This window comes from Cupriavidus sp. H39, from assembly GCF_050271075.1.
GTDB lineage: Bacteria > Pseudomonadota > Gammaproteobacteria > Burkholderiales > Burkholderiaceae > Cupriavidus > Cupriavidus necator_B.
The window spans coordinates 1533451-1556030 of record NZ_CP189846.1; the positions used below are offsets into that span (position 1 = coordinate 1533451).

The window sequence follows — 22580 nt, forward strand, 5'->3', positions numbered from 1 at the left end:
AACCATAAACCATCGTTTATGCATCTTGGCGTATCAGTCCTTCCACGCCCGTGATCTTCTGGATCAGCCCGGCGCCTTCCTCCATCAGGAACTGCTTGAACGCCAGTGCCACCGGCGGCAGGCGCTTGTTCTTGCGATGCACCACGTACCAGTTAAGCATCACCGGGAAGCCTTCGATATCGAGCACGGCAAGCTTGCCGGCCTGCAGCTCCAGCCCCACCGTATGGGCCGACAGGAAGGCAATGCCCATATTGGCGATCACGGCCTGCTTGATGGTCTCGGTGCTCTTGATCTCCATGGCGATGCGCAGGTTCGACAAACGCCCGGCAAAGCCTTCCTGCATCGAGTTCCAGGTGTCCGAGCCTTTCTCGCGCGCAACAAAGGCTTCGTCGGCCAGTTCGGCAAGCGGGATGTTGCGCTCGCCCACCAGCGGATGGCTGGGCGCGGCGACGATGACATAAGGGTGGGGCGCAAAGGCCTCGTTGATGGTGTCCATGCCCTCGGGCGGGCGCACCATCACGGCCAGGTCGGTCAGGTTGCCGGCCAGCTGGTGCAGCAATTCCTCGCGGTTGTGCACGGCCAGGTTCAGCGTCACGCCGTCATGGCGGTCCATGAATTCCGCCAGCAGCCGTGGAAAGAAATAGTCGCCGGCGCTGATCACCGCGACATTGAGGCGACCGCCGGAGATGCCCTTGAGCTGCGACATGGCGTCTTCGGCTTCGCGGAACTGCTGGATGATGCTGCGGCTGTAATGCAGCATTTCATGGCCCGCCGGGGTCAGGTAGATCTTCTTGCCGAGTTGCTCGAACAGCGGCAGTCCCACGTGGTGTTCAAGCTGCCGCACCTGGGTCGACACCGCCGGCTGCGTCAGGTGCAGTTCCTCGGCGGCGCGGGAAAAACTCATATGGCGGGCAACGGTCTCGAAGACCTTGAGTTGCCGCAGCGTGGCGTTCTTCATCGGGCTCCTGTCCTATAAACGATCCGCTATATAAACGATAAAAAACTTTATGCAGTGTAGATCTTAGATTCAAGTAGCATCAATCGGCAGACTTCCATGTCCCGCCCGAATCCGGCACTCCGGTAGCGCAGGAGCCGCCGCCGGCCACCAGCACGGCCGACCGCAACGATGGCTGCCGACAGCCACGACAAACACCAAGGAGACTACCGTGACCGGACCGAACGCAACCGTGCGTGCCCCGCGGCGCCATGCCATGCCTGAAGACCGGCTTCGCCTCAGCCATGCCGGCGCAGGGCAGGGGGAGAGGCCATGAATATCTCGCTCCCGCAACTGAAAGCCTTTGCCGCGGTGGCGCGGCACAAGAGCTTCACCCGCGCCGCGGTGGAACTGGGCCTGACGCAGTCCGCGGTCAGCCGCAGCGTGCGCGAGCTGGAAGAAGAGATCGACCAGCGGCTGTTCGACCGCACCACGCGCCAGGTGGAACTGACCGACGCGGGCCAGCACCTGTCCCAGCGCATCTGCCACCTGATCGAGGAAGTCGAGCAGACCTTGCGCGACAGCCAGAGCGCCAGCCGGCCATGCCAGGGCCTGGTGCAGATCGCGTCGGACCCGGTGCTGAGCTCGATGTCGCTGCCGGCCTGGCTCGCCGGCTGCCGGCAGGCCTGGCCGGCGATCGCCATCCACCTGAAGGACCGTTCGCAGGAGTCGGTGCTGCAGAGCGTGCGCAGCGGCGAGGTCGATTTCGGCATCGCCACTGATCCGCGCGCTGGAGACGACCTGTATTGCGAGCCGTTGTGCGTCGACGCTTATCACGCCGTGCTGCCCGCCAAGCACCCGCTGGCCCAGCACGACACGGTAGGGTGGGGCGACCTGTCCGATGCCAGCGTGCTGACGCTGGATCAGCAATGCGGTATGCAGCCGGCGGTGGAAAAGGCGCTCAGCAGCTATCACGTGCGCGCGGGTTCGCTGCAACTGCTCGGCCATTTCGCCGCGGTGTTCGGCATGGTGGCGCTTGGGCTGGGCATCGGCGTGGTGCCGTCGCGGGCGCAGGCCGGAGGCATGCATCCGGCCGCCGTGATGCGGCCGCTGCGGCCACAGGTCACCTCGACGGTCATGCTGGTGCGGCGCAAGAGCCGGTCGTTGAAGCCGAATGCCGCCGCCATCTGGGACGCCCTGCGCGGCCAGGAGTATCAGGAGCCGCCTATGCGCAGTCGTGAAACGACGACGGTATGACCGCAAGCCTGAGGTGGCGACGTGTTGGATTAGTGCAAATCTTCTATTGATATATTACATACAGGATATTTACACATAGTGCGGCGCAGCATATAATGAAAACTCCTGATCACAACGCTACTGGAGTTTTCAAATGGAAGTCGCACTTCTCGTCGCCCTTGGCCTGGCCCTGATCGCTGTCGGTGTGGCCGTGACCACGCTGCTGGCCACGCGCCTGCCCATGGACATGCTGGTCACCGCGCAGGACCATGGCCGCTTCGCCGGACTGGGCTCGAACCAGCACAGCGACGGCGTGGGTCGTGCCAGCCCGTCGCGCATCGTGCCGGCCGCTGGCGAACTTGCTTACGCCTGAGGCCAGCACGCGCGCGACGCTTGCACGCTGAGGCGCGCATCAGGCAAGGGCTGTAGCGGCCGGCATCCCTGGCGACAAGCACGCCAATCACGACGTGTACGGCCGCCTTCTTCTCTCTCTCCATCCGTGCGCAACGGCGAACAGCGGCACGCATCCTGCGCGTCCCCTCTGCGCAAGCCAGCGCGCCCTGTCTGTCCAGTCCCTGCGGTAAGGATTCATCGTCCATACGTACACCGCCAGGCATCCATGTCTGCATCTAGGGACTTTCCCGAACCGCTCGTTTTCCCGGTTTTTCGATGGTGCGATCCCCGGCATGCTTGCGGGTGCGTTGCGTCGGCCGATTGATCTGCAGGCGCACGCCAACTGCTTGATTTCCAACGACTCCGGATGCTGCCGGCGCGGCCTTTGATGCAGTCTGCGCACTAGTCGCACGCTGCCAGGGAAGGCTCCGGCTCCAGGTAACGCGGCAGGATGCTGCATAGCCGCGAAGAATACGCTTGACTTACCTGATATATCACATACCGTATAGCACTAGAACGGCTCAGCTGTTCTTCGACCGAGAGTCACGCAGAGGCGTCTACAGGCGCCCATCTTCCACCTTGGCGGTTCGCCGCTATAAGGAGACATCATGGAATTGCAGCAGAGGGAGTCCACGTCGCGCTTTGCGTCGCCGTGGGTACAACTGGTATTCGGCGTGATCTGCATGGCGATGATCGCCAACATGCAATACGGCTGGACCCTGTTCGTCAACCCGATCGACGACAAATACGGCTGGGGCCGCACCGCGATCCAGGTCGCCTTCACCATCTTCGTGGTGACCGAAACCTGGCTGGTGCCGATCGAGGGTTACCTGGTCGACAAGTACGGCCCGCGCCCGGTGGTGGTGGGTGGCGGCCTGCTGTGCGCAGTGGCCTGGGCGCTGAACTCGGTGGCCTCCTCGCTGCCCATGCTTTACTTCGCGGCCGCTATCGGCGGCCTGGGCGCCGGCGCGGTGTATGGCACTTGCGTGGGCAACGCGCTGAAGTGGTTCCCGAATCGCCGCGGCCTGGCGGCTGGGATTACCGCGGCCGGTTTCGGCGCCGGCTCGGCGCTCACCGTGGTGCCGATCGCCAACATGATCAAGACCTCCGGCTATGAGGCTGCCTTCCTATGGTTCGGCCTTGGCCAGGGGCTGGTGGTGTTCATCCTCGGCATGGCCCTGTACCCGCCGTCGGCCAAGATCCTGAGCGACGTCAAGACCACGCTGAAGGCTGCCGCCACCTACAACGCTTCGCCGCGCGAGGTGCTGAAGTCGCCGATCTTCTGGGTCATGTATGCGATGTTCGTCATGATGGCCGCCGGCGGTCTGATGGCCACCGCGCAGCTGGGCCCGATCGCCAAGGACTTCGGCCTGCACGAGGCGCCGATCTCCATCCTTGGCCTGACCCTGCCGGCACTGACCTTCGCGCTGACCATCGACCGCGTGCTCAATGGCCTGACGCGTCCGTTCTTTGGCTGGATCTCCGACCATATCGGCCGCGAACGGACCATGTTCTTTGCCTTCGGCGTGGAGGCCGTCGGTATCCTGCTGCTGTCGAAGTACGGCCACCATCCGGTCGCCTTCGTGATCCTGACCGGCGTGGTGTTCTTTGCCTGGGGCGAGATCTACAGCCTGTTCCCGGCCACCTGCGGCGACACCTTCGGGCCCAAGTTTGCCGCCACCAACGCCGGCTTGCTGTATACCGCCAAGGGCACGGCCGCCTTGCTGGTGCCGTTCTCCAGCGTGATCACGGCCGCGACCGGCAGCTGGCATGCGGTGTTCATGGTGGCTTCCGCCATGGCGGCACTGACCGCGGTGATGGCGCTGTTCGTGCTAAAGCCGATGCGCGAGGCCCATGCCCGCAAGTACGTGCATGCCAACACCGCGGCGCCGATGGGCTACCGTACCGTACCCGAAGACCTGACCTGATGAAGAAAGCAGTACGGCGCCGGCCGGCGCCGGCAGTACCCGGGCGCGGCGGCTGCGAGGCCTGCACAGCGGCCACGCCCGGTAGCACAATACGACAACAACAAAGCGCGACAGGAGGGCGGCCCGCCGGGCGCCTTCCTGATCGCACCTAGACAAACAATATCCAGGCACGCCATGAACCAGGTTGTTATTCCTCTCGAGGCGACGGGGCTCAGCCGGCAGCGCAAGCGCCGCCAGCCCAAGGGCCGGCAGGTCGACGCGGCCGCGCTGGCCGAAGTGCGCGTGGCGCTGGGCGACATGCCCCGCCGGCGCGACCTGCTGATCGAACACCTGCACTGCATCAACGACCGCTACGGCCAGCTGGCGATGCCGCACCTGGTGGCGCTGGCCAGCGAGCTGCGGCTGTCGATGACCGAGGTCTACGAGGTCGCCACGTTCTATCACCACTTCGACGTGGTGCGCGAGGATGCCGACGGCCAGATCGCGCCGCCGCCCGCGCTGACCGTGCGCGTGTGCGAAGGCATTGCCTGCGAACTGGCTGGTGCGCAGGCGCTGCTCGACAAGCTGCCGGCGCTGCTCGGCACCGAGGTGCGCGTGGTGGCCGCGCCCTGCATCGGCCGCTGCGAGAAGGCGCCCGCGGCGCTGGTCGGACAGCATCCGGTCGATAGCGCCAGCGCCGAGGCGATCGGCGTCGCCGTGCAGGCCAAGGCGGTGCGCCATGTGCCCGAACCCCATATCGACTACGACGCATACCGGCGCGACGGCGGTTATGCGCTGCTGAAGTCCCTCGCCGGCGGCGCGCTCGACGCGGACGCCGTGCTCGCCACGATGGAGGATTCCGGCCTGCGCGGACTGGGCGGCGCCGGCTTCCCGACCGGGCGCAAATGGCGCATCGTGCGTAGCGAAGCCGCGCCGCGGCTGATGGCGGTCAATATCGACGAGGGCGAGCCAGGCACCTTCAAGGACCGCGTCTACCTGGAACGCGATCCGCACCGGTTCCTTGAAGGCATGCTGATTGCGGCGCACGTGGTCGATGTGTCGGCGATCTACATCTACCTGCGCGACGAGTACGCCGGCTGCCGCGCGCTGCTGGCTGAAGCCTTGCAGCAGATGCAGCAGGATCCGCCGATCCCCGGCCTGCCGCGCATCGAACTGCGCCGCGGCGCGGGCGCATATATCTGCGGCGAAGAATCGGCCATGATCGAATCGATCGAAGGCAAGCGCGGCATGCCGCGCCTGCGCCCACCGTATGTGGCGCAGGTAGGGCTGTTCGGCCGGCCGACGCTGGAGCACAACTTCGAAACCCTCTACTGGGTGCGCGACCTCATCGAAAAGGGCGCCGAGTGGTTTGCCGCGCAGGGGCGCAACGGACGCAAGGGGCTGCGCTCATTCTCGGTCTCGGGCCGGGTCAAACGTCCCGGCGTGCACCTGGCTCCGGCCGGGATCACGGTGCGCGAGCTGATCGACGAATACTGCGGCGGCATGCTCGACGGCCATGCGTTCTACGGCTACCTGCCGGGCGGGGCGTCGGGCGGCATCCTGCCGGCGTCGCTGGGCAATATCCCGCTGGACTTCGACACGCTGCAGCCCTACGGCTGCTTTATCGGCTCGGCCGCGATCGTGATCTTGTCCGACCACGACAGTGCCACGCAGGCGGCGCGCAACCTGATGCACTTCTTCAAGCATGAGTCATGCGGGCAATGCACGCCATGCCGCACCGGCACGGCCAAGACGCTCGACCTGATCCGCCAGCCGAAATGGGACCTGGCGGCGCTGGAAGACCTGTCCGCGGTGATGCGCGATGCATCGATCTGCGGGCTGGGGCAGGCCGCGCCGAACCCGGTCGACTGCGTGATCAAGTACTTCCCGCACGAACTGGCCTGATGGCCCGAGCCTGAGAGACAGACATGAATGCACTGACCCGCGCCGAACGCGCGCTAGTCGAATCCGCGGAGCCCGCCGTCACCTTCACGCTCAATGGCCGCGAAGTGAGCGCGCAGCCCCGCGAAAGCCTGCTCAAGGTAGCGCAGCGCGAAGGCTTTGAGGTGCCGCACCTGTGCTACAAGGACGGCCTGGAGCCGGCCGGCAATTGCCGCGCCTGCATGGTCGAGATCCAGGGCGAGCGCGTGCTGGCGCCGTCCTGCTGCCGCTACCCGGCCGCCGGCATGCAGGTGCAGACCGAGTCCGAGCGCGCCCGCCGGGCCCAGCGCACGGTGCTGGAACTGCTGCAGTCGGACATGCCGGAAGCCGACTACACGCGCCACAACGAACTGGACCAGTGGGCCGCGAAGCTGGAGGTCGGCAAGCCCCGCTTTGCCCCGCGCGAGCGCGTCACGGCCGACCTGTCGCACCCGGCCATCGCGGTCAACCTGGATGCCTGCATCCAGTGCACCCGCTGCCTGCGCGCCTGCCGCGACGAGCAGGTCAACGACGTGATCGGGCTGGCGCTGCGCGGCGACGCGGCCCGTATCGTGTTCGACATGGACGACCCGATGGGCGCCTCTACCTGCGTCGCCTGCGGCGAATGCGTGCAGGCGTGCCCGACCGGCGCACTGATGCCGGCGCGCGACGTAGCCCTCGCCGTGCCCGACAAGCAGGTCGAATCGGTGTGCCCGTATTGCGGCGTGGGCTGCCAGCTGACCTACAACGTCAAGGACAACCGCATCCTGTTCGTCGAGGGCCGCGACGGCCCCGCCAACCACCAGCGGCTGTGCGTGAAGGGCCGCTATGGCTTCGACTACGTGCAGCACCCGCAGCGGCTGACCGTGCCGCTGGTGCGGCGCGACGGGGTGCCGAAGCAGGGCGATTTCGTCATGGACCCCGACCACGTCATGGACGTGTTCCGCGAAGCCACCTGGGAGGAGGCGCTGGCGCTGGCCGGCGGCAAGCTCGCGCAGATCCGCGACACGCATGGCAAGCGCGCGCTGGCCGGGTTTGGCTCGGCCAAGGGCAGCAACGAAGAGGCCTACCTGTTCCAGAAGCTGGTACGCACCGGCTTCGGCAGCAACAACGTTGACCATTGCACACGGCTGTGCCATGCCTCGTCGGTGGCGGCGTTGCTGGAAGGCATCGGCTCGGGGGCGGTGTCGAACCCGGTGATGGACGTCGACAAGGCCGAAGTGGTGATCGTGATCGGCGCCAACCCGACCGTGAACCACCCGGTCGCGGCCAGCTGGATCAAGAACGCGGTGAAGAACGGCACCAGGCTGATCGTGGCCGATCCGCGCCGCTCCGACCTGGCGCGCTTCGCCTGGCGCTTCCTGCAGTTCAAGCCCGATGCCGACGTGGCGCTGCTCAACGCGATGATGCATGTGATCGTCAACGAGGGCCTGGTCGACCGTGACTTCATCGACAGCCGCACCATCGGCTTCGACGAACTGCAGCGCAACGTCGCCGCATACAGTCCCGAGCTGATGGCGCCGGTCTGCGGCATCGACGCCGAGACCATCCGCGAAGTCGCGCGCGTCTATGCCACCTCGAAGGCCTCGATGATCCTGTGGGGCATGGGCGTGTCGCAGCACGTGCACGGCACCGACAACGCGCGCTGCCTGATCGCGCTGGCGCTGATGACCGGGCAGATCGGCCGTCCCGGCACCGGCCTGCATCCGCTGCGCGGCCAGAACAACGTGCAGGGCGCGTCCGACGCCGGCCTGATCCCGATGATGTACCCGGACTACCGGCGCGTGGATGATCCGCTGGCGATCGCCAGCTTCGAGGCGCTGTGGGGCATGCCGCTGGACCGCCAGCCCGGCCTGACCGTGGTCGAGGTGATGCAGGCGATCGAGCGCGGCGAGGTGCGCGGCATGTACATCATGGGCGAGAACCCGGCGATGTCCGATCCCGACGCCGAGCATGCGCGCGCGGCGCTGGCGTCGCTCGACCACCTGGTGGTGCAGGACATCTTCCTCACCGAGACGGCCTACCTGGCTGACGTGGTGCTGCCGGCCTCGGCCTTCCCCGAAAAGACTGGCACCTTCACCAACACCGACCGCACGGTGCAGCTCGGGCGGCAGGCGCTCGAGCCGCCGGGGCAGGCGCGGCAGGACCTGTGGATCGTCCAGCAGATGGCGGCACGGCTCGGGCTGGACTGGCACTACGACAGCGTGGAGGACGTGTTCAACGAGATGCGCCAGGCCATGCCGAGCATCGGCGGCGTGACCTGGGAGCGGCTGGAACGCGAGCACGCCGTGACCTACCCGTGCAAGGCCGAGGGCGACCCGGGCGAACCCGTGATCTTCGTCGACAGCTTCCCGACCGCGACGGGGCGGGGGCGCTTCGTGCCGGCCGACATCATTCCGGCGGCGGAGCGACCCGATGCCGACTACCCGATGGTGCTGATCACCGGCCGCCAGCTCGAGCATTGGCACACCGGCAGCATGACGCGCCGCGCCGGCGTGCTGGACGCGATCGAGCCTGATCCGGTGGCGCTGGTGCATCCGCTGGACCTCGACGCGCTCGGCGGCACGCCGGGCGGCGTAGTCACGCTGTCGTCGCGGCGCGGTGAAGTCACGCTCTATGCGCGCGCCGATGCCGGCACGCCGCGCGGCGCCGTGTTCGTGCCGTTCTGCTACTACGAGGCGGCAATCAACAAGCTGACCAACGCGGCGCTGGACCCGTTCGGCAAAATCCCAGAGTTCAAATATTGCGCGATCAGGATGACGGCGGGCGGACCGGTGCCGGTGCAGTCCAGCTATGGCGGTGGACAGATACTGGCGCCCGCGGTCTGAGCGCAAGCATGGTGGTGTTTCGCCTGGCAGGCGAGACACCGCCTGGTTCCCAGCTTCGCGGCCCACGGGCCGGTCACATGGTCTCGTCCCGCTCCTCGAGTACGGAAATATCCCAGCAGGACATAAACAGCGCGGCAATCAGCGGACCTATCACAAAGCCGTTGATGCCAAAAACAGACATGCCGCCCAATGTCGATATCAGGACCAGCCAGTCTGGCAGCTTGGTGTCTTTGCCGATCAGGACCGGGCGAAGCAGGTTGTCCACGGCGCCAATGACCAGGGTGCCGATGGCAATCAGCGCGATGCCTTTCCAGGCCGGGCCTGCCAGCAGGAAATACACCGCGGCGGGACCCCAGACCAGCGCAGCGCCAACGGCTGGCAGCAGGGATAGAAACGCCATCAGGGTGCCCCACAGCAACGCCCCGTTGATGCCCAGCAGCAGAAAAGCCAGGCCGCCCAGAATGCCCTGAACCGCCGCCACGACGACGTTGCCCTTGACCGTGGCGCGGACTACGGTGGTGAACCGGCCGACCAGCCGGCGGGTGTGCGCGTCGGTCAGCGGTATGGCCTCGCGCAAGCGATGGGAAATGACCGCACCATCGCGCAGCAGGAAGAACACCAGATAAAGCATGATGCCGATGCCGACGGCGAACTGCAGCGTGTTCTGGCCAATGATGACAGCCTGGGCCGCCATGAACTGACTGATGCGGGCGGCACCTTCGGTCAGTTTCGCTTGCAACCCCGCTACGTCGGCCAACCCGATTTCATTCAGCCAGGCCGCGACGGAAGCCGGCAGGGCCTGTACGGCGGTCTGGAAGTATTGACCGAAGTCCCATTTGCCGGTCTTGATCTGGTGGTAGGCAAAGGCCGCTTCCTGCGCGAGTGTGGCAATCATCAGGAACACCGGAACAATGGCCATCAGCACGCAGACCAGCAGCGTTGCCAGCGCGGCGAGATTTTCCCGGTTGCCAAATCGCACCGTCAGCTTGCGGTGCATCGGATGAAAAAGGATAGCCAGTATGGTGCCCCAGAGAATCGCGCTGTAGAAGGGCAGCAGTATCCAGATGAACGCAATGGTGACAGCGACCAGGAGGATGTAAAAACCTTTCAGATTGCGCATCGTATTTTTCAGGTTCGCCGAAGCAACGATGCCGATGGTACCCCTGCAACTACCCGTCGAGGTCGCCCGGAGCGTTTCCAAAGGCGTTTCGCTCCAGGATCTGATGGTCTCTGCCGTGGATCAGCAATTCAACCTTGGCGCGCCTGGCCTTCTCCCTGCCGGTGGCAATCGCATGAGCCATTGAGGTGAATCGCTGCTGGTTGCCGGAGCGTCCTTCCGCTTCGACCGCCCAGCCGTTATAGGTGGGCACGACATGGATATTCTTGCCTGGCATGGCGCTCTCCCGAAGTTGGCAGTCTGAGTGTCGACTTCGGCGCGCCGGCGAGATATCGGGCGTCGTCTGACAAGACCGTCGGAAATCAGGAAGCATCACAGCAGCCAGAAACGACCACGCCCGCCAGGAACCATGACGGGCGTGCTTATGACAGGGACGGCGCAAAGCCGGTTCAACTCATCTTGTCGATAATCGCCTGCATTTCGTCGGCATTGAACGCCCGCAGCGTTTGCGTGCGCACGTTGCCAAGCGCGCCGACCGCCAGGCCGAACGCGGTCATGCTGGCGTCATCCTGGGCCTCGACGGTCAGCACGATGTCGTATTTGCCCAGGGTCCAGTAGATGTCTTTCATCTGCACCCCGAAGCGTGCGCCCATTTCGCGCACCGCGACGGCGCGCTTGGCGGTGTCCTTGACGGCGCGGATGCCCTGGTCGGTGAAGGTGGCTAGCACGATATAGCGGGTCATGGCGGGATCTCCGGTAAAGGATCGATCGAACGCCGTCCCGGTTGCGCGCGGCGACCCGTCGCAGCAAGCCGGGGCAGTGGTTCAGGACTTCGCGGCGCGGCGCCGGGGGCTCTGAGCAACCCCATACTGAAGCATTTCGCGCGCCAGCCGCCGTGGCGCGCCGCAGAGCGAGAGATGCTGCAGCGCCGGGCCATGCCGGCCGGTGCCATGTGTATCAGCCCTGAAACAGCGGCCCGCCTCAGTCCTGCGCCGGGCCGCTGTCGCCGCCCTCCGGCGTATCCAGCGCGCGCATGTTATCCAGCAGTTTCAGCAGGTAATGCAGCGTATGCGTCAGGTCGTTGGTCGAGAACCCGTCCAGCGCCTGCTCGTAATACTGGCGGATCTTCGGCTGCGCCTGGTGCAGCCATACCTCGCGGCCGGTCGCGCTCATCCGCACCAGCCGCGAGCGGCGATCACGCCCGTCCGGCGCCAGCGTCAAGTGACCGTCCCGTTCCATCCTGCTGACCAGCCCGGACAGGTTCTGGCGGCTCACCAACAGGTAGCGCGCCAGGTCGCCGACGCTCATGCCGGCGGCGGCTTCCGGGCGGGAGAGGGCGCCCAGCACGGCCCACTGCTGCGTCGTCAGGCCTTCCGCCTCGACGGCGCGCGACCCAGTTTTATGCAACATGTTTGCGCATTGGTACAGGCGAAAGAACAGCCGGTTGGCCAGTTCCATGCGGGCGTTTGTCGGGAGTTCGCCTCCCTGGTCGGGGTTAACCATAGTCATTTCCAAAGATTGACGCCTTGCGCGCGGCATCGGTCGAACCTATTATACGTCAACATATTTACGTAATTGACGGGGCTTGTGGCGGCGGCACCGCCGGCACGATAGCACCGGAACCCTCGAAGGAGAACGGCTGTGCAAGGACTCGAAGGCAAGACGGTCATCGTGACCGGCGGTGGTGGCGGTATCGGCGGCGCAACCTGTTTGCGCTTTGCGGGCGCCGGTGCAGCGGTGGGCGTGCTCGACCTGAACCCGGAGGCGGGCGAACGCGTGGCGGCGCAGATCCGCGATGGCGGCGGCCGCGCCCTGTCCGTGCGCTGCGACATTACCGATCGCGCCAGCGTCGACGCGGCGGTGGCAGCGGTGGAGCAGCAGCTGGGCCCGATCGACGTGCTGGTCAACAACGCCGGCTGGGACGTGTTCCGTCCCTTCGTCAAGACCGAGCCGGCGCAGTGGGAGCGGCTTATCGCCATCAACCTGACCGGCGCGCTGCATATGCACCACGCGGTGCTGCCGGGCATGGTCAGCCGCAAGCGCGGGCGCATCGTCAATATTGCCTCCGACGCCGCACGCGTTGGTTCTTCCGGCGAAGCGGTGTACGCCGCGTGCAAGGGCGGGCTGGTGTCGTTCTCCAAGACCATCGCGCGCGAGCATGCGCGCCACGGCATCACCGTGAACGTGGTGTGCCCGGGGCCGACCGAGACCGCGCTGTTCGAAGACTACAAGCAGGGCGCGGGCAACCCCGACAAGCTGGTGGAAGCCTTCACCCGCTCGATCCCGCTGGGCCGCATTGGCCAGCCCGATGACCTGCCCGGCGCGGTGCTGTTCTTCGCCGGCGACGATGCGGCATTCATTACCGGACAAGTGCTGAGCGTGTCGGGCGGCCTGACCATGCACGGCTGAGCGCAAGCCAATCACACCTTGGAGACGACCATGCAATACGAAGACATCCGCTATGAAGTGCGCAACGGCGCGGCCTGGATCATCATCAACCGCCCGGAAAAGATGAACGCCTTCCGCGGCCGTACCTGCGACGAACTGATCCACGCCATCAACCGCGCCGGCTACGACCGCGAGATCGGCGCCATCGTGCTGGCCGGCGCCGGCGACAAGGCTTTTTGCACCGGTGGCGACCAGTCCGCGCACGAAGGCCAGTACGACGGCCGCGGCACCATCGGCCTGCCCATGGAAGAGCTGCATAACGCCATCCGTGACGTGCCCAAGCCGGTGATCGCGCGCGTGCAGGGCTATGCCATCGGCGGCGGCAACGTGCTGTGCACGATCTGCGATTTCACCATCGCTTCGGACAAGGCCGTGTTCGGCCAGGTCGGCCCGCGGGTCGGCTCGGTCGACCCGGGCTACGGCACCGCCTTCCTCGCGCGCGTGGTTGGCGAGAAGAAGGCGCGCGAGATCTGGTACCTGTGCCGCCGCTATCCCGCCGCCGAGGCGCTGGCGATGGGGCTGGTCAATGCCGTGGTGCCGCACGAGCAGCTCGACGCCGAAGTGCAGAAGTGGTGCGACGAGATCCTGGAGAAGAGCCCGACCGCCATCGCCATCGCCAAGCGCTCGTTCAACATGGACACCGCGCACCAGGGCGGCATCGCCGGCATGGGCATGTACGCGCTCAAGCTCTACTACGACACCGAGGAGTCGCGCGAGGGCGTGCGCGCCTTCCAGGAAAAGCGCAAGCCGGATTTCCGGAAGTTCGCGAAGTGAGCGGAGGCGGCCATGAATCCCTACCTTGACGAAGACCTGACGGCGCTGGCCGAACATGCCCGCCGTTTTGCCGACGCCCGCGTCGCGCCCGGCTACCTGGAGCGCGACCGTACCCGCGTGCTGGACCGCGCGCTGATGCGCGAGATGGGCGAAATGGGCTTTATCGCGCCCGAGTTGCCGGAACAGTATGGCGGGCAGGGCCTGGGCTCGCTGGCGGCCGGCGTGATCCACGAAGCGGTGGCGCGCGCCGACCTGAGCCTGTCGTATATCAACCTGCTCGCTTCGCTGAACGGGCAGATCCTGGCGCACCATGCCCTGCCGGAGATCGCCGGCCCGTGGCTGCAGCGCCTGGCGCGCGGCGAAGCGCTGCTGGCGATCGCCCTGACCGAGCCGCGCGGCGGCTCGGACGCGGCCAGCCTGCGCCTGCGCATGGAGCGCGATGGCGACGACTACGTGCTCAATGGCGAGAAGACTTCGATCTCCGCCGCCGACCAGGCCGATGCCGCGGTGGTGTTCGCGCGCAGCGGCGCGGTCGAGGCGGGGGCGCGCGGCGTCTCGGCGCTGCTGGTGCCGATGGACCTGCCGGGCATCACGCGCAACCGCTTCGACTGCCATGGCCAGCGTGCCATCGGGCGCGGCTCGATCTTCTTCGAGAACGTGCGCGTGCCGGCAAGCCATCTGCTCGGCAAGGAAGGCGGGGGCTTCGTGCAGGTGATGCAGGGCTTCGATTTCTCGCGCGCGCTGATTGGCTTGCAGGTGCTGGCGGTGGCGCAGGTGGCGCTGGACGAGACCTGGGCCTACGTGGCCGAGCGCCAGGCCTTCGGCAAGCCGCTGTCAGCGTTCCAGGGCGTGTCGCACCCGCTGGCCGACTTCGAGACCCAGGTGCAGGGCGCGCGCCTGCTGTGTTTGCAGACGCTGTGGCTGAAGGACCGCGGCCTGCCGCATACCGCCGAAGCCGCGATGTGCAAGTGGTGGGCGCCCAGGCTGGCGTATGACGTGGTGCACCAGTGCCTGCTGTCGTTCGGCCACGGCGGCTACGACCGCGGCGTGATGGAGCAGCGCCTGCGCGACGTGCTGGGTTTCCAGATCGGCGACGGCACCGCGCAGATCATGAAGACCATCATCGCGCGCACGCGCGCGGGGCGCGAGGCGGTACCGGCCTGACGCGAGCCGCCTCAATGGCTGGCAGCACACAACAACGAGGAGACCGCCATGGATTTCGACGCCGTACTGATCGCGCCGCGCCGTGCCGCCAGCATTGCCGCCGGGCACTGGCATGACCGTACTATCAATGATTATCTTGCCGCATGCGTGCGGGACCGGCCCGACGCGCCCGCGCTGACGGCGCTCAGCATCGAGCGCCAGCATGTGGCGCGCTTCTCCTGGCAGCAGCTGGCGCGCATGGCCGACCGCGTGGCGGTGGGCCTCGCCCGCCTCGGCATCGTTGCCGGCGACGTGGTCTCGTGCCAGCTGCCCAACGGCTGGCACCTGAGCGTGCTGTATCTGGCCTGCGCTCGCCTGGGCGCGGTGCTGAACCCGGTGATGCCGATCTTCCGCGAGCGCGAGCTGTCGTTCATGCTGGCGCACGCGCAAAGCAAGGTGGTGGTGGTGCCCGAAGTGTTCCGCGGTTTTCGCCATGCGCGGATGCTGCAGGGTTTGCGCGATGCGTTGCCGGCGCTGCGGCATATCGTCGTGGCGGATGGCGATGGCGACGACAGCTTCGAGGCGCTGCTCAGCGGGCCATCCTGGGAAGAGGCGCCCGATGCCGGCACCATCCTGCGGCGCAGCCGACCGGGCCCGGATGACGTCACGCAGCTGATCTACACCTCCGGCACTACCGGCGAGCCCAAGGGCGTGATGCATACCGCCAACACGCTGTTCTCCAATATCGTCGCCTATGCCGGCCGGCTGCATCTCGGCGGCGACGACGTAGTGCTGATGGCTTCGCCGATGGCGCACCAGACCGGCTTCATGTATGGCCTGCTGATGCCGGTGGTGCTGGGCGCGCATGCGGTGCTGCAGGATATCTGGGACCCCGCGCGCGCAGCGGCGCTGATCCGCGACGAGGGCGTGACCTTTACCATGGGTTCCACGCCTTTCCTCACCGACCTGGCGCGCGTAGTGGCAGAGGCCGGCGCGCCCCTGCCCAGCCTGCGCATTTTTCTGTGCGCGGGCGCGCCGATTCCGGGCGCGCTGGTCGAGCAGGCACGTCAGGCGCTGGGCGCGAAGATCGTATCGGCCTGGGGCATGACCGAGAACGGCGCCGTCACCACGACGCTGCCGGAGGACGGCGACGAACGCGCGTCGACCACCGACGGCTGCCCGCTGCCCGGGGTTGAAATCCGCATCGTCGACGGTGCCGACGAGGACGTGCCGGTGGGCGCGACCGGCCGGCTGCTGGTGCGCGCCTGCTCCAATTTCGGCGGCTACCTGAAGCGCCCGCATCTGAACGGCACTGATGCCGGCGGCTGGTTCGACACCGGTGACCTGGCGCGGTGCGATGCAAGGGGGTATTTGCGCATCGCCGGCCGCAGCAAGGACGTGATCATCCGCGGCGGCGAGAACATACCCGTGCTCGAGGTCGAGACCCTGCTGTACCGGCACCCCGCGGTGGCGCAAGTGGCGATCGTGGCCTATCCCGATGCGCGGCTGGGCGAGCGCGCGTGCGCCTTCGTCGTGCCCATGCCGGGGCAGTCCTTCGACATGGATGCCATGGTGGACTGGCTCAGGCAGCAGAAGATGGCGCTGCAGTACATCCCCGAGAAACTGGTGGTACGGCAGGCGCTGCCGGCCACGCCCGCCGGCAAGGTCCAGAAGTTCCGGCTGCGCGAGATGCTGCTGGAGGACGCGGCCTGACACTGCATCGACGCGGGGCGCGCCGGTACGGCACGGCGCGTCCGCGGTCTAATTGCGCAATTAACCGCCATGACGCAAACTTGTCGGCGTACGCCGGCGGCGGCAAGCCTGCAGGGTGTGGTCCGTGAGGGCGACGGGCGGTGGCAACGGCGGCCTGTCAGCGGCCCGCGTCTAGCGGCCTGCGTCGCCAAAGCCGTGGCTGCGCGCGGCCAGCCAGCGCCAAAGCCGGCGCCGCCAGGCGGCGCCGGTGGCAGCGCACGCGGGCTTGCAGCGCGTGACATGCAGGGCGGCGGCGGTGATCGCATATAGCTCGATATGGCCGGTATCGGCCAACGTGATGCACTCGCTCGGCGTCAGCGCCGTGTCCTTGGGATCGCCATCGCGGATCAGCCACAGTTCGCCTGCGGTGCAGCGCACCGCAACCTGCTCGCCAGGCCCGGCCACGAGCCGCAACGAACTGCGGGCGGGCAGGGTGGCAGTCATATCGTTGCTTACCAGATACATGGCGGTCTCCTGGCTCAGGCCATGGCCGCCAGGCCGGCCGGTACGGGTCTCTGGCGCGGCTCGGAGGGCGGCCGGATGAATCCGGCGATGCGCTGGATCACGGCGGGATCGCGCAGGATGCGGCGATGGCCCAGGCCCGTGGTGGTCTCCAGCCGCGCGCCCGGCCAGGCGCCGGCGATGGCCGCGCCGTCTTCCCAGCGCACTTCCTTGTCGTCGCGGTCATGGATGACCAGCGTCGGCGGCACCGGGCGGGTGCGGCCCAGGTCCGGCACATTGAAGGCCGACCATGGCATGCCCAGCCAGCGCTCGCTGTGGCGTTGCATGCGTCCGAGCACGGCCGGTGACGCGCCCAGTTGCCACGCCAGCGCCGCGCACGCCGCGCGCATGTCGGCGGGCGCGCCAACCAGCACCGCGGCGCGTGCCGGCAGGCCTTCGCGCAACGCCAGCGCGGCAGCCGCGCCGCCAAGCGAATGGGCCACCACGGCATGAACCGGGCCGGCATGCCACGCGGCCGCCAGCAGCGAGCGCGACATCTCCAGCACGGAAGTCTGCGCGGCGCCGCGCGCGCCCGCATCGGACGCCCCATGCGACAGCGCATCGAAGGCTACCACCCGCATGCCCGCTGCCAGCAGGCCGTCGATCACCGCATGCCACTGGCCGGCATGGCCGCCCCATCCATGCGCGAGCAGTACCACCGGCCCGGCACTGCCCCAGCGGTAGACCCGCACGCGCCGGCTGGGGCCATGGCCGGTGACCAGGGCCCAGTCGGCGCGCGCGCGGTCCAGCGCGTGGCGTGCCGCGGAAGTGACCACCGCCCGCGGCGGGCGGAACCAGATGCGCTCGAGCGTGCGTGCCGCTGCCGCGGGCATCAGCACGCTGCCGGCTTGCCAGCGCAAGCGCTGCAAGCCCATCATGGCGCGCTCGAAGGTGCCGCCGCGGCTGGCAGGGGGCGACGCATCGGTGGGGCGCACTGCCGCGGCTGCAACTGCGGGCGACCGGGAAACCGGGGAAGGAGAAGAGACTGCTTGCGTCACGACCTGCACCTCCATTGGATTCTGGATTGCGCGGCGTCATCGGAACCGGGGTGGCCGGAGGCGTCCCGCGCTTTTAAAAGACCGACCAGTCGTGCTTTTCTAAGTGCAAAAAAAGCCCGCCGGAGCGGTTTGCTGCCCGCCGGCGCGGTAGCGCCGGCGCCGATTTCATGTCCTGGCGGGATGGGCCGCACCTGCCGCGGCGCGCTCGACCAATGCCGTAAAGGCGAGCCGTGCCATCGTTTCAGCATCCTGCCGGCCCAGCAGCTTGAATGACTGCTGGAAGGCCATGCCGATGCCCGAAAGCTCGAAGGCGAACTGGCGCGGATCGACGTGCGGCCCGAACTGGCCTTCTTCGATGGCGTCCCCGAAAACGCGCGCGATGGTGCTGTGCCAGTCCTTTAACGACTGCACCACCAGGTCGCGGATCGAGCCCGGCCGGTCGCGGTATTCCTGCCCCAGCGCCGTGAAAAGGCACCGTCCCTGCGTCACCGTGCCGCCCAGCCATTCCAGGTAGCCTTCGAACAGCGCCTGCAATCGCGGCATGCCGCGCGGCTGGCGCATCGCCGGCCGGATCACAATCTCGCCAAAGCGCTCTACCGCCAGGTCCAGCACCGCCTGCTGCAGCATCTCCTTGGACTTGAAGTGCGCATACAGGCCGCTCTTGGACATATTGGTGTCGGCCGCCAGCGTGGCCAGCGACAACTGTTCGAAGCCAACCTTGGCGGCCGCGTCCAGCGCCTGCTCGATGATGGCCTTGCGGGTGAGTTGTCCTTTCTGCATGCAGCGAAGAATAGCACGACCGGTCGGTTTGTCAACGAAACCGGATGCATGGTAGTTGCCCGAACTTGCGTTGTTGTGCTCGCGAGGCCATAACGTCATACAGCTATGCATGTGACGTCAACGCAAACTGAGGGGCCCCGTTACTGTCAAGGCAGCGCGAACACGTTGGGCACTTTCCGACGCCTGGATGGGCGACTTCCGGCGGATGCCGGCGCAAGATGACGGGCAAGCAAGAAATCTGCACAAAGTGTTTCGGCGGTTACATACGGAACGCTTTGCGTGCTCTATACTCGAATGCACGTCCGCGCACTTTTTTTCATTGGTGACTGGAGACCGACATGAACAGTACAGCCGTGCCACGAGGCGCTAGCGAACCGTTCCGGCAATTGCGGGCGCTGCGCCGCGCGCGCAAGCTCAAGCAGGAGGACGTCGCCCGCAAGGCGGGTATTTCCCGGGAAGCCTACCTGCGGGCAGAATCCGGCCAGGCCGACCCCCGCATGTCGACCTTCCTGGCCGCCTGCGAGGCGCTGGGCCTGGAAGTCGTGCTGGCGCCGCAGCACCTTGCCGCCGACGTCAACGCATTCATAGCCAGCCGCAACGGCGGCGTGACTGCTGCCTCAATGGCCGGCCAGCCCGCCGGCAGCGCGCCGGCGCCGGCCTCGACACCGGCATCCGGCGGCAGCTTCGGCCCCGGCACCGGCGAGGGTCACAAACCGGTCTGATTCGCCTTCTGCCTGCCCGGTCCTATGCTTTGCAGGGCCGGTATGGCAGCTGGGCTCCAGGCCACCCTCGGCAACCGGCGCGTGCCCTTCGGCGCGCGCCGGGCCACATTTGTCCGGAGCGCCGTTTTCGGCCCGGAACAGCCATGACGCCGCAGGCCCGCCTGCCTGAGCCGGCGCTTTTCCGCCTTTCTGCCTTTTGCCACGCCCGGCGCATTCGCCAGCGGCATCCTTCCCATTTCCCGGTTCGCTACCTGCCACTGCAAGCGCATCGCATGCTGCTCGCGCGCACGCGCGGTTTGACACGTCCAGTTTCGATCATTACGATATGGTAAATTCATTGCACAATACGTAATTCATGCGCGGTGCGGCCAGCGCTGCGCTGATGGACCACCCGGAGACGAAGACCACACCATGGACCTCACGCATACCCAGCTTGCCGAGCACGGCTATATGTCCGGCTTCGCCAACGAATTTGCCACCGAGGCACTGCCCGGCGCACTGCCGGTGGGCCGGAACTCGCCCCAACGGGCGCCCTACGGCCTGTATGCGGAGCAGTTGTCGGGCACGGCGTTCACCGCGCCGCGCGCGCACAACCGCCGCGCGTGGCTGTACCGCATCCGCCCGGCGGCGATGCACCAGCCGTTCACCCATATCGAACAGTCGCGTTTCCTGAGCCGCTTCGACCAGGTGCCGCCGTCACCGAACCAGATGCGCTGGAGCCCGCCGGCGATGCCATCGGTGCCAACCGACTTTATCGACGGCATCGTCACCATGGCGGGCAATGGCGGCCCGGAAGCCATGACCGGCTGCGGCATCCATCTGTACCTGGCCAACCGGTCGATGCAGGACCGTTTTTTCTACAACGCCGACGGCGAGATGCTGATCGTGCCGCAGCAGGGAAGGCTGCTGATGGTGACCGAGCTTGGCCGCCTGGAAGTCGAGCCGCACGAGATCGTGGTGATTCCGCGCGGCGTGCGCTTCCGCGTGGAGCTGCCCGATGGCGAGGCGCGCGGCTATATCTGCGAGAACTACGGCGCGCTGTTCCGGCTGCCTGACCTGGGCGTGATCGGCTCGAACGGGCTGGCCAACCCGCGTGACTTCCTGTCGCCGGTGGCGAGCTACGAGGACCGCGAAGGCGCGTTCGAACTGGTGGCCAAGTTCCAGGGCAACCTGTGGCGCGCCGACATCGGCCACTCGCCGCTGGACGTGGTGGCGTGGCATGGCAACTACGCGCCGTACAAGTACGACCTGCGCCGCTTCAACACCATCGGCTCGATCAGCTTCGACCATCCGGATCCGTCGATCTTCCTGGTGCTGCAGTCGCCGTCGGATACGCCGGGCGTCGACACCATCGACTTCGTCATCTTCGGGCCGCGCTGGCTGGCCATGCAGGACTCGTTCCGCCCGCCCTGGTTCCACCGCAATATCGCCAGCGAATTCATGGGCCTGATCGCCGGCGTCTATGACGCCAAGGCCGAAGGCTTCGCGCCCGGCGGCGCCAGCCTGCACAACTGCATGAGCGGCCACGGCCCGGATGCGGAGACTTTCGAGAAGGCCAGCGTCGCCGACACCTCGACGCCGCACCACATCGAGAACACCATGGCGTTCATGTTCGAAACGCCGGGCGTGATCCGCCCGACGCCGTACGCCGCGCAATCGGCCTCGCTGCAGCAGGAGTACTACACCTGCTGGCAGGGCCTGAAGAAGCATTTCAACCCGAACGTCCGCTAAAGCGCTGGCGTCTGCCATCCCGCCGTTGTTCTTACCCTGTGCCGGGAAGAACGTGAGACGGGGCAGACGCCGGGCAGCAACACAAGCCCGCACGCCACTCGTGCCGGCCAAATTTTCCGGAGCAACCGATGACCGCCCCCCAAACCAGCTGGATCGACAGCGCCAACGACGGCAAGAGCCATTTTCCGCTGCAAAACCTGCCCTACGGCGTGTTTTCCACCAAGGGCCAGACGCCGCGTGTCGGCGTGGCCATCGGCGACCAGGTCGTGGACCTGGCCGCACTGGACCAGGCGGGCCTGCTGCCTGAAGCGGTCCGGGGCACCTTTGCCGCGGCCAGCCTGAACCGCTTCATCGCGCTGGGCCAGCCGGTCTGGAGCGAGACGCGCCGGCGCCTGACGGCGCTGCTGTCCGGTGCGGACGCGGGCTTGCGCGACAACGCCGCCTTGCGCCAGCAGGCGCTGGTGCCGATGTCGGCCGCAACACTGCACCTGCCGGTTGAAATCCCGGGCTACACGGACTTCTATTCGTCGAAGGAGCATGCCACCAACGTCGGCCGCATGTTCCGCGATCCGGACAATGCGCTGCTGCCGAACTGGCTGGAAATTCCCATCGGCTACAACGGCCGCGCCAGCTCGGTGGTGGTGAGCGGCACGCCGCTGCACCGCCCCAATGGCCAGATCAAGCTGCCCAACGAGGCCCGCCCGGTCTTCAGCGCCTGCCGCAAGCTGGATTTCGAGCTGGAGATGGGCTTTATCGTCGGCAAGGCCTCGGCCCTGGGCGAGCCCGTCAGCACCGCCGACGCGCCGGCGCATATGTTCGGCATGGTGCTGCTGAACGACTGGAGCGCGCGCGATATCCAGCAATGGGAATACGTGCCGCTGGGGCCGTTCAACAGCAAGGGCTTCGGCACCTCGATCTCGCCGTGGGTGGTCACCATGGAGGCGCTCGAGCCGTTCCGCCGCGACAATCCCGCGCAATCGCCCGAGCCGCTGGCCTACCTGCGGCAGCAGGACAAGAACGCCTACGACATCGCGCTGGAAGTCGCGCTGCAGCCCGATGGCGCAGCGGCCCCCAGCACCATCTGCCGCACCAACTTCAAGGCGATGTACTGGACCATGGCGCAGCAGCTGGCGCACCACACCGTGTCGGGCTGCAACGTGCGCGTGGGCGACCTGATGGGCTCGGGCACGATCAGCGGCACCACGCCGGACTCTTACGGCAGCCTGCTGGAACTGACCCGCAACGGCGCCGAGCCGCTGACGCTGGCCGATGGCAGCCAGCGCGGCTTCCTGCAGGATGGCGACGAGGTGATCATGACCGGTTACTGCCAGGGCGACGGCTATCGCGTCGGCTTCGGTACGGTGTCCGGCAAGATCCTGCCGGCGCGCTAAGGCAA

The 22580-nt window shown here is 66.9% G+C and carries 21 protein-coding genes; 13 read left to right on the top strand and 8 right to left on the bottom strand.

Annotation, left to right across the window (positions count from 1 at the left end; translation table 11 throughout):
- Positions 1-16 precede the first annotated feature (16 nt).
- Complete coding sequence (locus ACOCMH_RS07365) at positions 17-958, bottom strand: LysR family transcriptional regulator (RefSeq protein ID WP_427306242.1); 942 nt, start codon at positions 956-958, stop codon at positions 17-19.
- Between the two features lie 309 nt (positions 959-1267).
- Here ACOCMH_RS07365 and ACOCMH_RS07370 point away from each other — a divergent pair, with 309 nt between their 5' ends.
- From ACOCMH_RS07370 to fdhF, 5 genes are all read left to right on the top strand, one after another.
- The gene (locus tag ACOCMH_RS07370; RefSeq protein WP_427306243.1) at positions 1268-2191 is read left to right on the top strand and encodes a LysR family transcriptional regulator; all 924 of its coding nucleotides are present in this window, start codon (positions 1268-1270) and stop codon (positions 2189-2191) included.
- A gap of 133 nt (positions 2192-2324) precedes the next feature.
- Positions 2325-2543, top strand: a complete 219-nt coding sequence (locus ACOCMH_RS07375; protein ID WP_427306244.1) for a hypothetical protein — start codon at positions 2325-2327, stop codon at positions 2541-2543.
- 628 nt (positions 2544-3171) lie between these two features.
- Positions 3172-4491: an oxalate/formate MFS antiporter gene (oxlT, locus tag ACOCMH_RS07380; RefSeq protein ID WP_427306245.1), complete on the top strand. Its 1320-nt coding sequence runs from the start codon at positions 3172-3174 to the stop codon at positions 4489-4491.
- A 174-nt stretch (positions 4492-4665) separates the two neighbouring features.
- Positions 4666-6375: an NADH-ubiquinone oxidoreductase-F iron-sulfur binding region domain-containing protein gene (locus ACOCMH_RS07385; protein WP_427306247.1), complete on the top strand. Its 1710-nt coding sequence runs from the start codon at positions 4666-4668 to the stop codon at positions 6373-6375.
- 23 nt (positions 6376-6398) lie between these two features.
- On the top strand, positions 6399-9218 hold the full coding sequence (gene fdhF, locus ACOCMH_RS07390; protein ID WP_427306248.1) for a formate dehydrogenase subunit alpha: 2820 nt from the start codon (positions 6399-6401) through the stop codon (positions 9216-9218).
- A gap of 73 nt (positions 9219-9291) precedes the next feature.
- Here fdhF and ACOCMH_RS07395 read toward each other — a convergent pair whose 3' ends face one another.
- The 4 genes from ACOCMH_RS07395 to ACOCMH_RS07410 form a co-directional block, all read right to left on the bottom strand.
- Positions 9292-10338, bottom strand: coding sequence for an AI-2E family transporter (locus tag ACOCMH_RS07395; protein ID WP_427306249.1), 1047 nt, complete (start codon positions 10336-10338; stop codon positions 9292-9294).
- A gap of 49 nt (positions 10339-10387) precedes the next feature.
- On the bottom strand, positions 10388-10612 hold the full coding sequence (locus ACOCMH_RS07400) for a DUF2188 domain-containing protein (protein WP_427306250.1): 225 nt from the start codon (positions 10610-10612) through the stop codon (positions 10388-10390).
- Positions 10613-10784: 172 nt separating this feature from the next.
- Positions 10785-11078: a GYD domain-containing protein gene (locus ACOCMH_RS07405; protein ID WP_427306251.1), complete on the bottom strand. Its 294-nt coding sequence runs from the start codon at positions 11076-11078 to the stop codon at positions 10785-10787.
- 238 nt (positions 11079-11316) lie between these two features.
- Positions 11317-11838 carry a MarR family winged helix-turn-helix transcriptional regulator gene (locus ACOCMH_RS07410; protein WP_427306252.1) on the bottom strand — a complete coding sequence of 174 codons (522 nt, stop codon included), beginning with the start codon at positions 11836-11838 and terminating at the stop codon, positions 11317-11319.
- A gap of 138 nt (positions 11839-11976) precedes the next feature.
- On the opposite strand from ACOCMH_RS07410, the gene badH reads away from it, so the two are divergent.
- Genes badH through aliA form a run of 4 tightly spaced genes read left to right on the top strand, consistent with a single transcriptional unit; the run spans position 11977 to position 16413 of the window.
- Complete coding sequence (gene badH / locus ACOCMH_RS07415) at positions 11977-12744, top strand: 2-hydroxycyclohexanecarboxyl-CoA dehydrogenase (protein WP_427306253.1); 768 nt, start codon at positions 11977-11979, stop codon at positions 12742-12744.
- 30 nt (positions 12745-12774) lie between these two features.
- The gene (gene badI / locus ACOCMH_RS07420; RefSeq protein WP_427306255.1) at positions 12775-13557 is read left to right on the top strand and encodes a 2-ketocyclohexanecarboxyl-CoA hydrolase; all 783 of its coding nucleotides are present in this window, start codon (positions 12775-12777) and stop codon (positions 13555-13557) included.
- 12 nt (positions 13558-13569) lie between these two features.
- A complete protein-coding gene (aliB, locus tag ACOCMH_RS07425) occupies positions 13570-14721 on the top strand; it encodes a cyclohexanecarboxyl-CoA dehydrogenase (RefSeq protein ID WP_427306256.1) in 1152 nt (383 codons plus the stop codon).
- A gap of 48 nt (positions 14722-14769) precedes the next feature.
- Positions 14770-16413, top strand: coding sequence for a cyclohexanecarboxylate-CoA ligase (gene aliA / locus ACOCMH_RS07430; RefSeq protein WP_427306257.1), 1644 nt, complete (start codon positions 14770-14772; stop codon positions 16411-16413).
- Positions 16414-16584: 171 nt separating this feature from the next.
- Here aliA and ACOCMH_RS07435 read toward each other — a convergent pair whose 3' ends face one another.
- The 3 genes from ACOCMH_RS07435 to ACOCMH_RS07445 form a co-directional block, all read right to left on the bottom strand.
- Complete coding sequence (locus ACOCMH_RS07435) at positions 16585-16917, bottom strand: DUF2917 domain-containing protein (RefSeq protein WP_427306258.1); 333 nt, start codon at positions 16915-16917, stop codon at positions 16585-16587.
- Positions 16918-16931: 14 nt separating this feature from the next.
- Complete coding sequence (locus tag ACOCMH_RS07440; RefSeq protein ID WP_427306259.1) at positions 16932-17951, bottom strand: alpha/beta fold hydrolase; 1020 nt, start codon at positions 17949-17951, stop codon at positions 16932-16934.
- Between the two features lie 165 nt (positions 17952-18116).
- Positions 18117-18731, bottom strand: a complete 615-nt coding sequence (locus ACOCMH_RS07445; protein WP_427306260.1) for a TetR/AcrR family transcriptional regulator — start codon at positions 18729-18731, stop codon at positions 18117-18119.
- Between the two features lie 338 nt (positions 18732-19069).
- Here ACOCMH_RS07445 and ACOCMH_RS07450 point away from each other — a divergent pair, with 338 nt between their 5' ends.
- From ACOCMH_RS07450 to fahA, 4 genes are all read left to right on the top strand, one after another.
- Positions 19070-19453 carry a helix-turn-helix domain-containing protein gene (locus tag ACOCMH_RS07450; protein WP_427306261.1) on the top strand — a complete coding sequence of 128 codons (384 nt, stop codon included), beginning with the start codon at positions 19070-19072 and terminating at the stop codon, positions 19451-19453.
- A gap of 143 nt (positions 19454-19596) precedes the next feature.
- Positions 19597-19785, top strand: a complete 189-nt coding sequence (locus tag ACOCMH_RS07455) for a hypothetical protein (protein WP_427306262.1) — start codon at positions 19597-19599, stop codon at positions 19783-19785.
- Positions 19786-19864: 79 nt separating this feature from the next.
- Positions 19865-21184 carry a homogentisate 1,2-dioxygenase gene (gene hmgA / locus ACOCMH_RS07460; RefSeq protein WP_427306263.1) on the top strand — a complete coding sequence of 440 codons (1320 nt, stop codon included), beginning with the start codon at positions 19865-19867 and terminating at the stop codon, positions 21182-21184.
- 128 nt (positions 21185-21312) lie between these two features.
- Entirely contained in the window at positions 21313-22575 is a 1263-nt protein-coding gene (gene fahA / locus ACOCMH_RS07465; protein WP_427306264.1) for a fumarylacetoacetase, read from the top strand.
- Positions 22576-22580 lie beyond the last annotated feature (5 nt).

Coding starts and splice junctions, on each gene's coding strand:
- fdhF (WP_427306248.1), top strand. CDS start 6,399: ATGAATGCACTGACCCGCGCCGAACGCGCGCTAGTCGAATCCGCGGAG.
- badI (WP_427306255.1), top strand. CDS start 12,775: ATGCAATACGAAGACATCCGCTATGAAGTGCGCAACGGCGCGGCCTGG.
- ACOCMH_RS07450 (WP_427306261.1), top strand. CDS start 19,070: ATGAACAGTACAGCCGTGCCACGAGGCGCTAGCGAACCGTTCCGGCAA.
- fahA (WP_427306264.1), top strand. CDS start 21,313: ATGACCGCCCCCCAAACCAGCTGGATCGACAGCGCCAACGACGGCAAG.
- ACOCMH_RS07405 (WP_427306251.1), bottom strand. CDS start 11,078: ATGACCCGCTATATCGTGCTAGCCACCTTCACCGACCAGGGCATCCGC.
- ACOCMH_RS07435 (WP_427306258.1), bottom strand. CDS start 16,917: ATGTATCTGGTAAGCAACGATATGACTGCCACCCTGCCCGCCCGCAGT.
- ACOCMH_RS07370 (WP_427306243.1), top strand. CDS start 1,268: ATGAATATCTCGCTCCCGCAACTGAAAGCCTTTGCCGCGGTGGCGCGG.
- ACOCMH_RS07410 (WP_427306252.1), bottom strand. CDS start 11,838: ATGGTTAACCCCGACCAGGGAGGCGAACTCCCGACAAACGCCCGCATG.
- oxlT (WP_427306245.1), top strand. CDS start 3,172: ATGGAATTGCAGCAGAGGGAGTCCACGTCGCGCTTTGCGTCGCCGTGG.
- ACOCMH_RS07385 (WP_427306247.1), top strand. CDS start 4,666: ATGAACCAGGTTGTTATTCCTCTCGAGGCGACGGGGCTCAGCCGGCAG.
- ACOCMH_RS07395 (WP_427306249.1), bottom strand. CDS start 10,338: ATGCGCAATCTGAAAGGTTTTTACATCCTCCTGGTCGCTGTCACCATT.
- ACOCMH_RS07455 (WP_427306262.1), top strand. CDS start 19,597: ATGACGCCGCAGGCCCGCCTGCCTGAGCCGGCGCTTTTCCGCCTTTCT.
- hmgA (WP_427306263.1), top strand. CDS start 19,865: ATGGACCTCACGCATACCCAGCTTGCCGAGCACGGCTATATGTCCGGC.
- aliA (WP_427306257.1), top strand. CDS start 14,770: ATGGATTTCGACGCCGTACTGATCGCGCCGCGCCGTGCCGCCAGCATT.
- ACOCMH_RS07400 (WP_427306250.1), bottom strand. CDS start 10,612: ATGCCAGGCAAGAATATCCATGTCGTGCCCACCTATAACGGCTGGGCG.
- ACOCMH_RS07375 (WP_427306244.1), top strand. CDS start 2,325: ATGGAAGTCGCACTTCTCGTCGCCCTTGGCCTGGCCCTGATCGCTGTC.
- ACOCMH_RS07365 (WP_427306242.1), bottom strand. CDS start 958: ATGAAGAACGCCACGCTGCGGCAACTCAAGGTCTTCGAGACCGTTGCC.
- ACOCMH_RS07445 (WP_427306260.1), bottom strand. CDS start 18,731: ATGCAGAAAGGACAACTCACCCGCAAGGCCATCATCGAGCAGGCGCTG.
- aliB (WP_427306256.1), top strand. CDS start 13,570: ATGAATCCCTACCTTGACGAAGACCTGACGGCGCTGGCCGAACATGCC.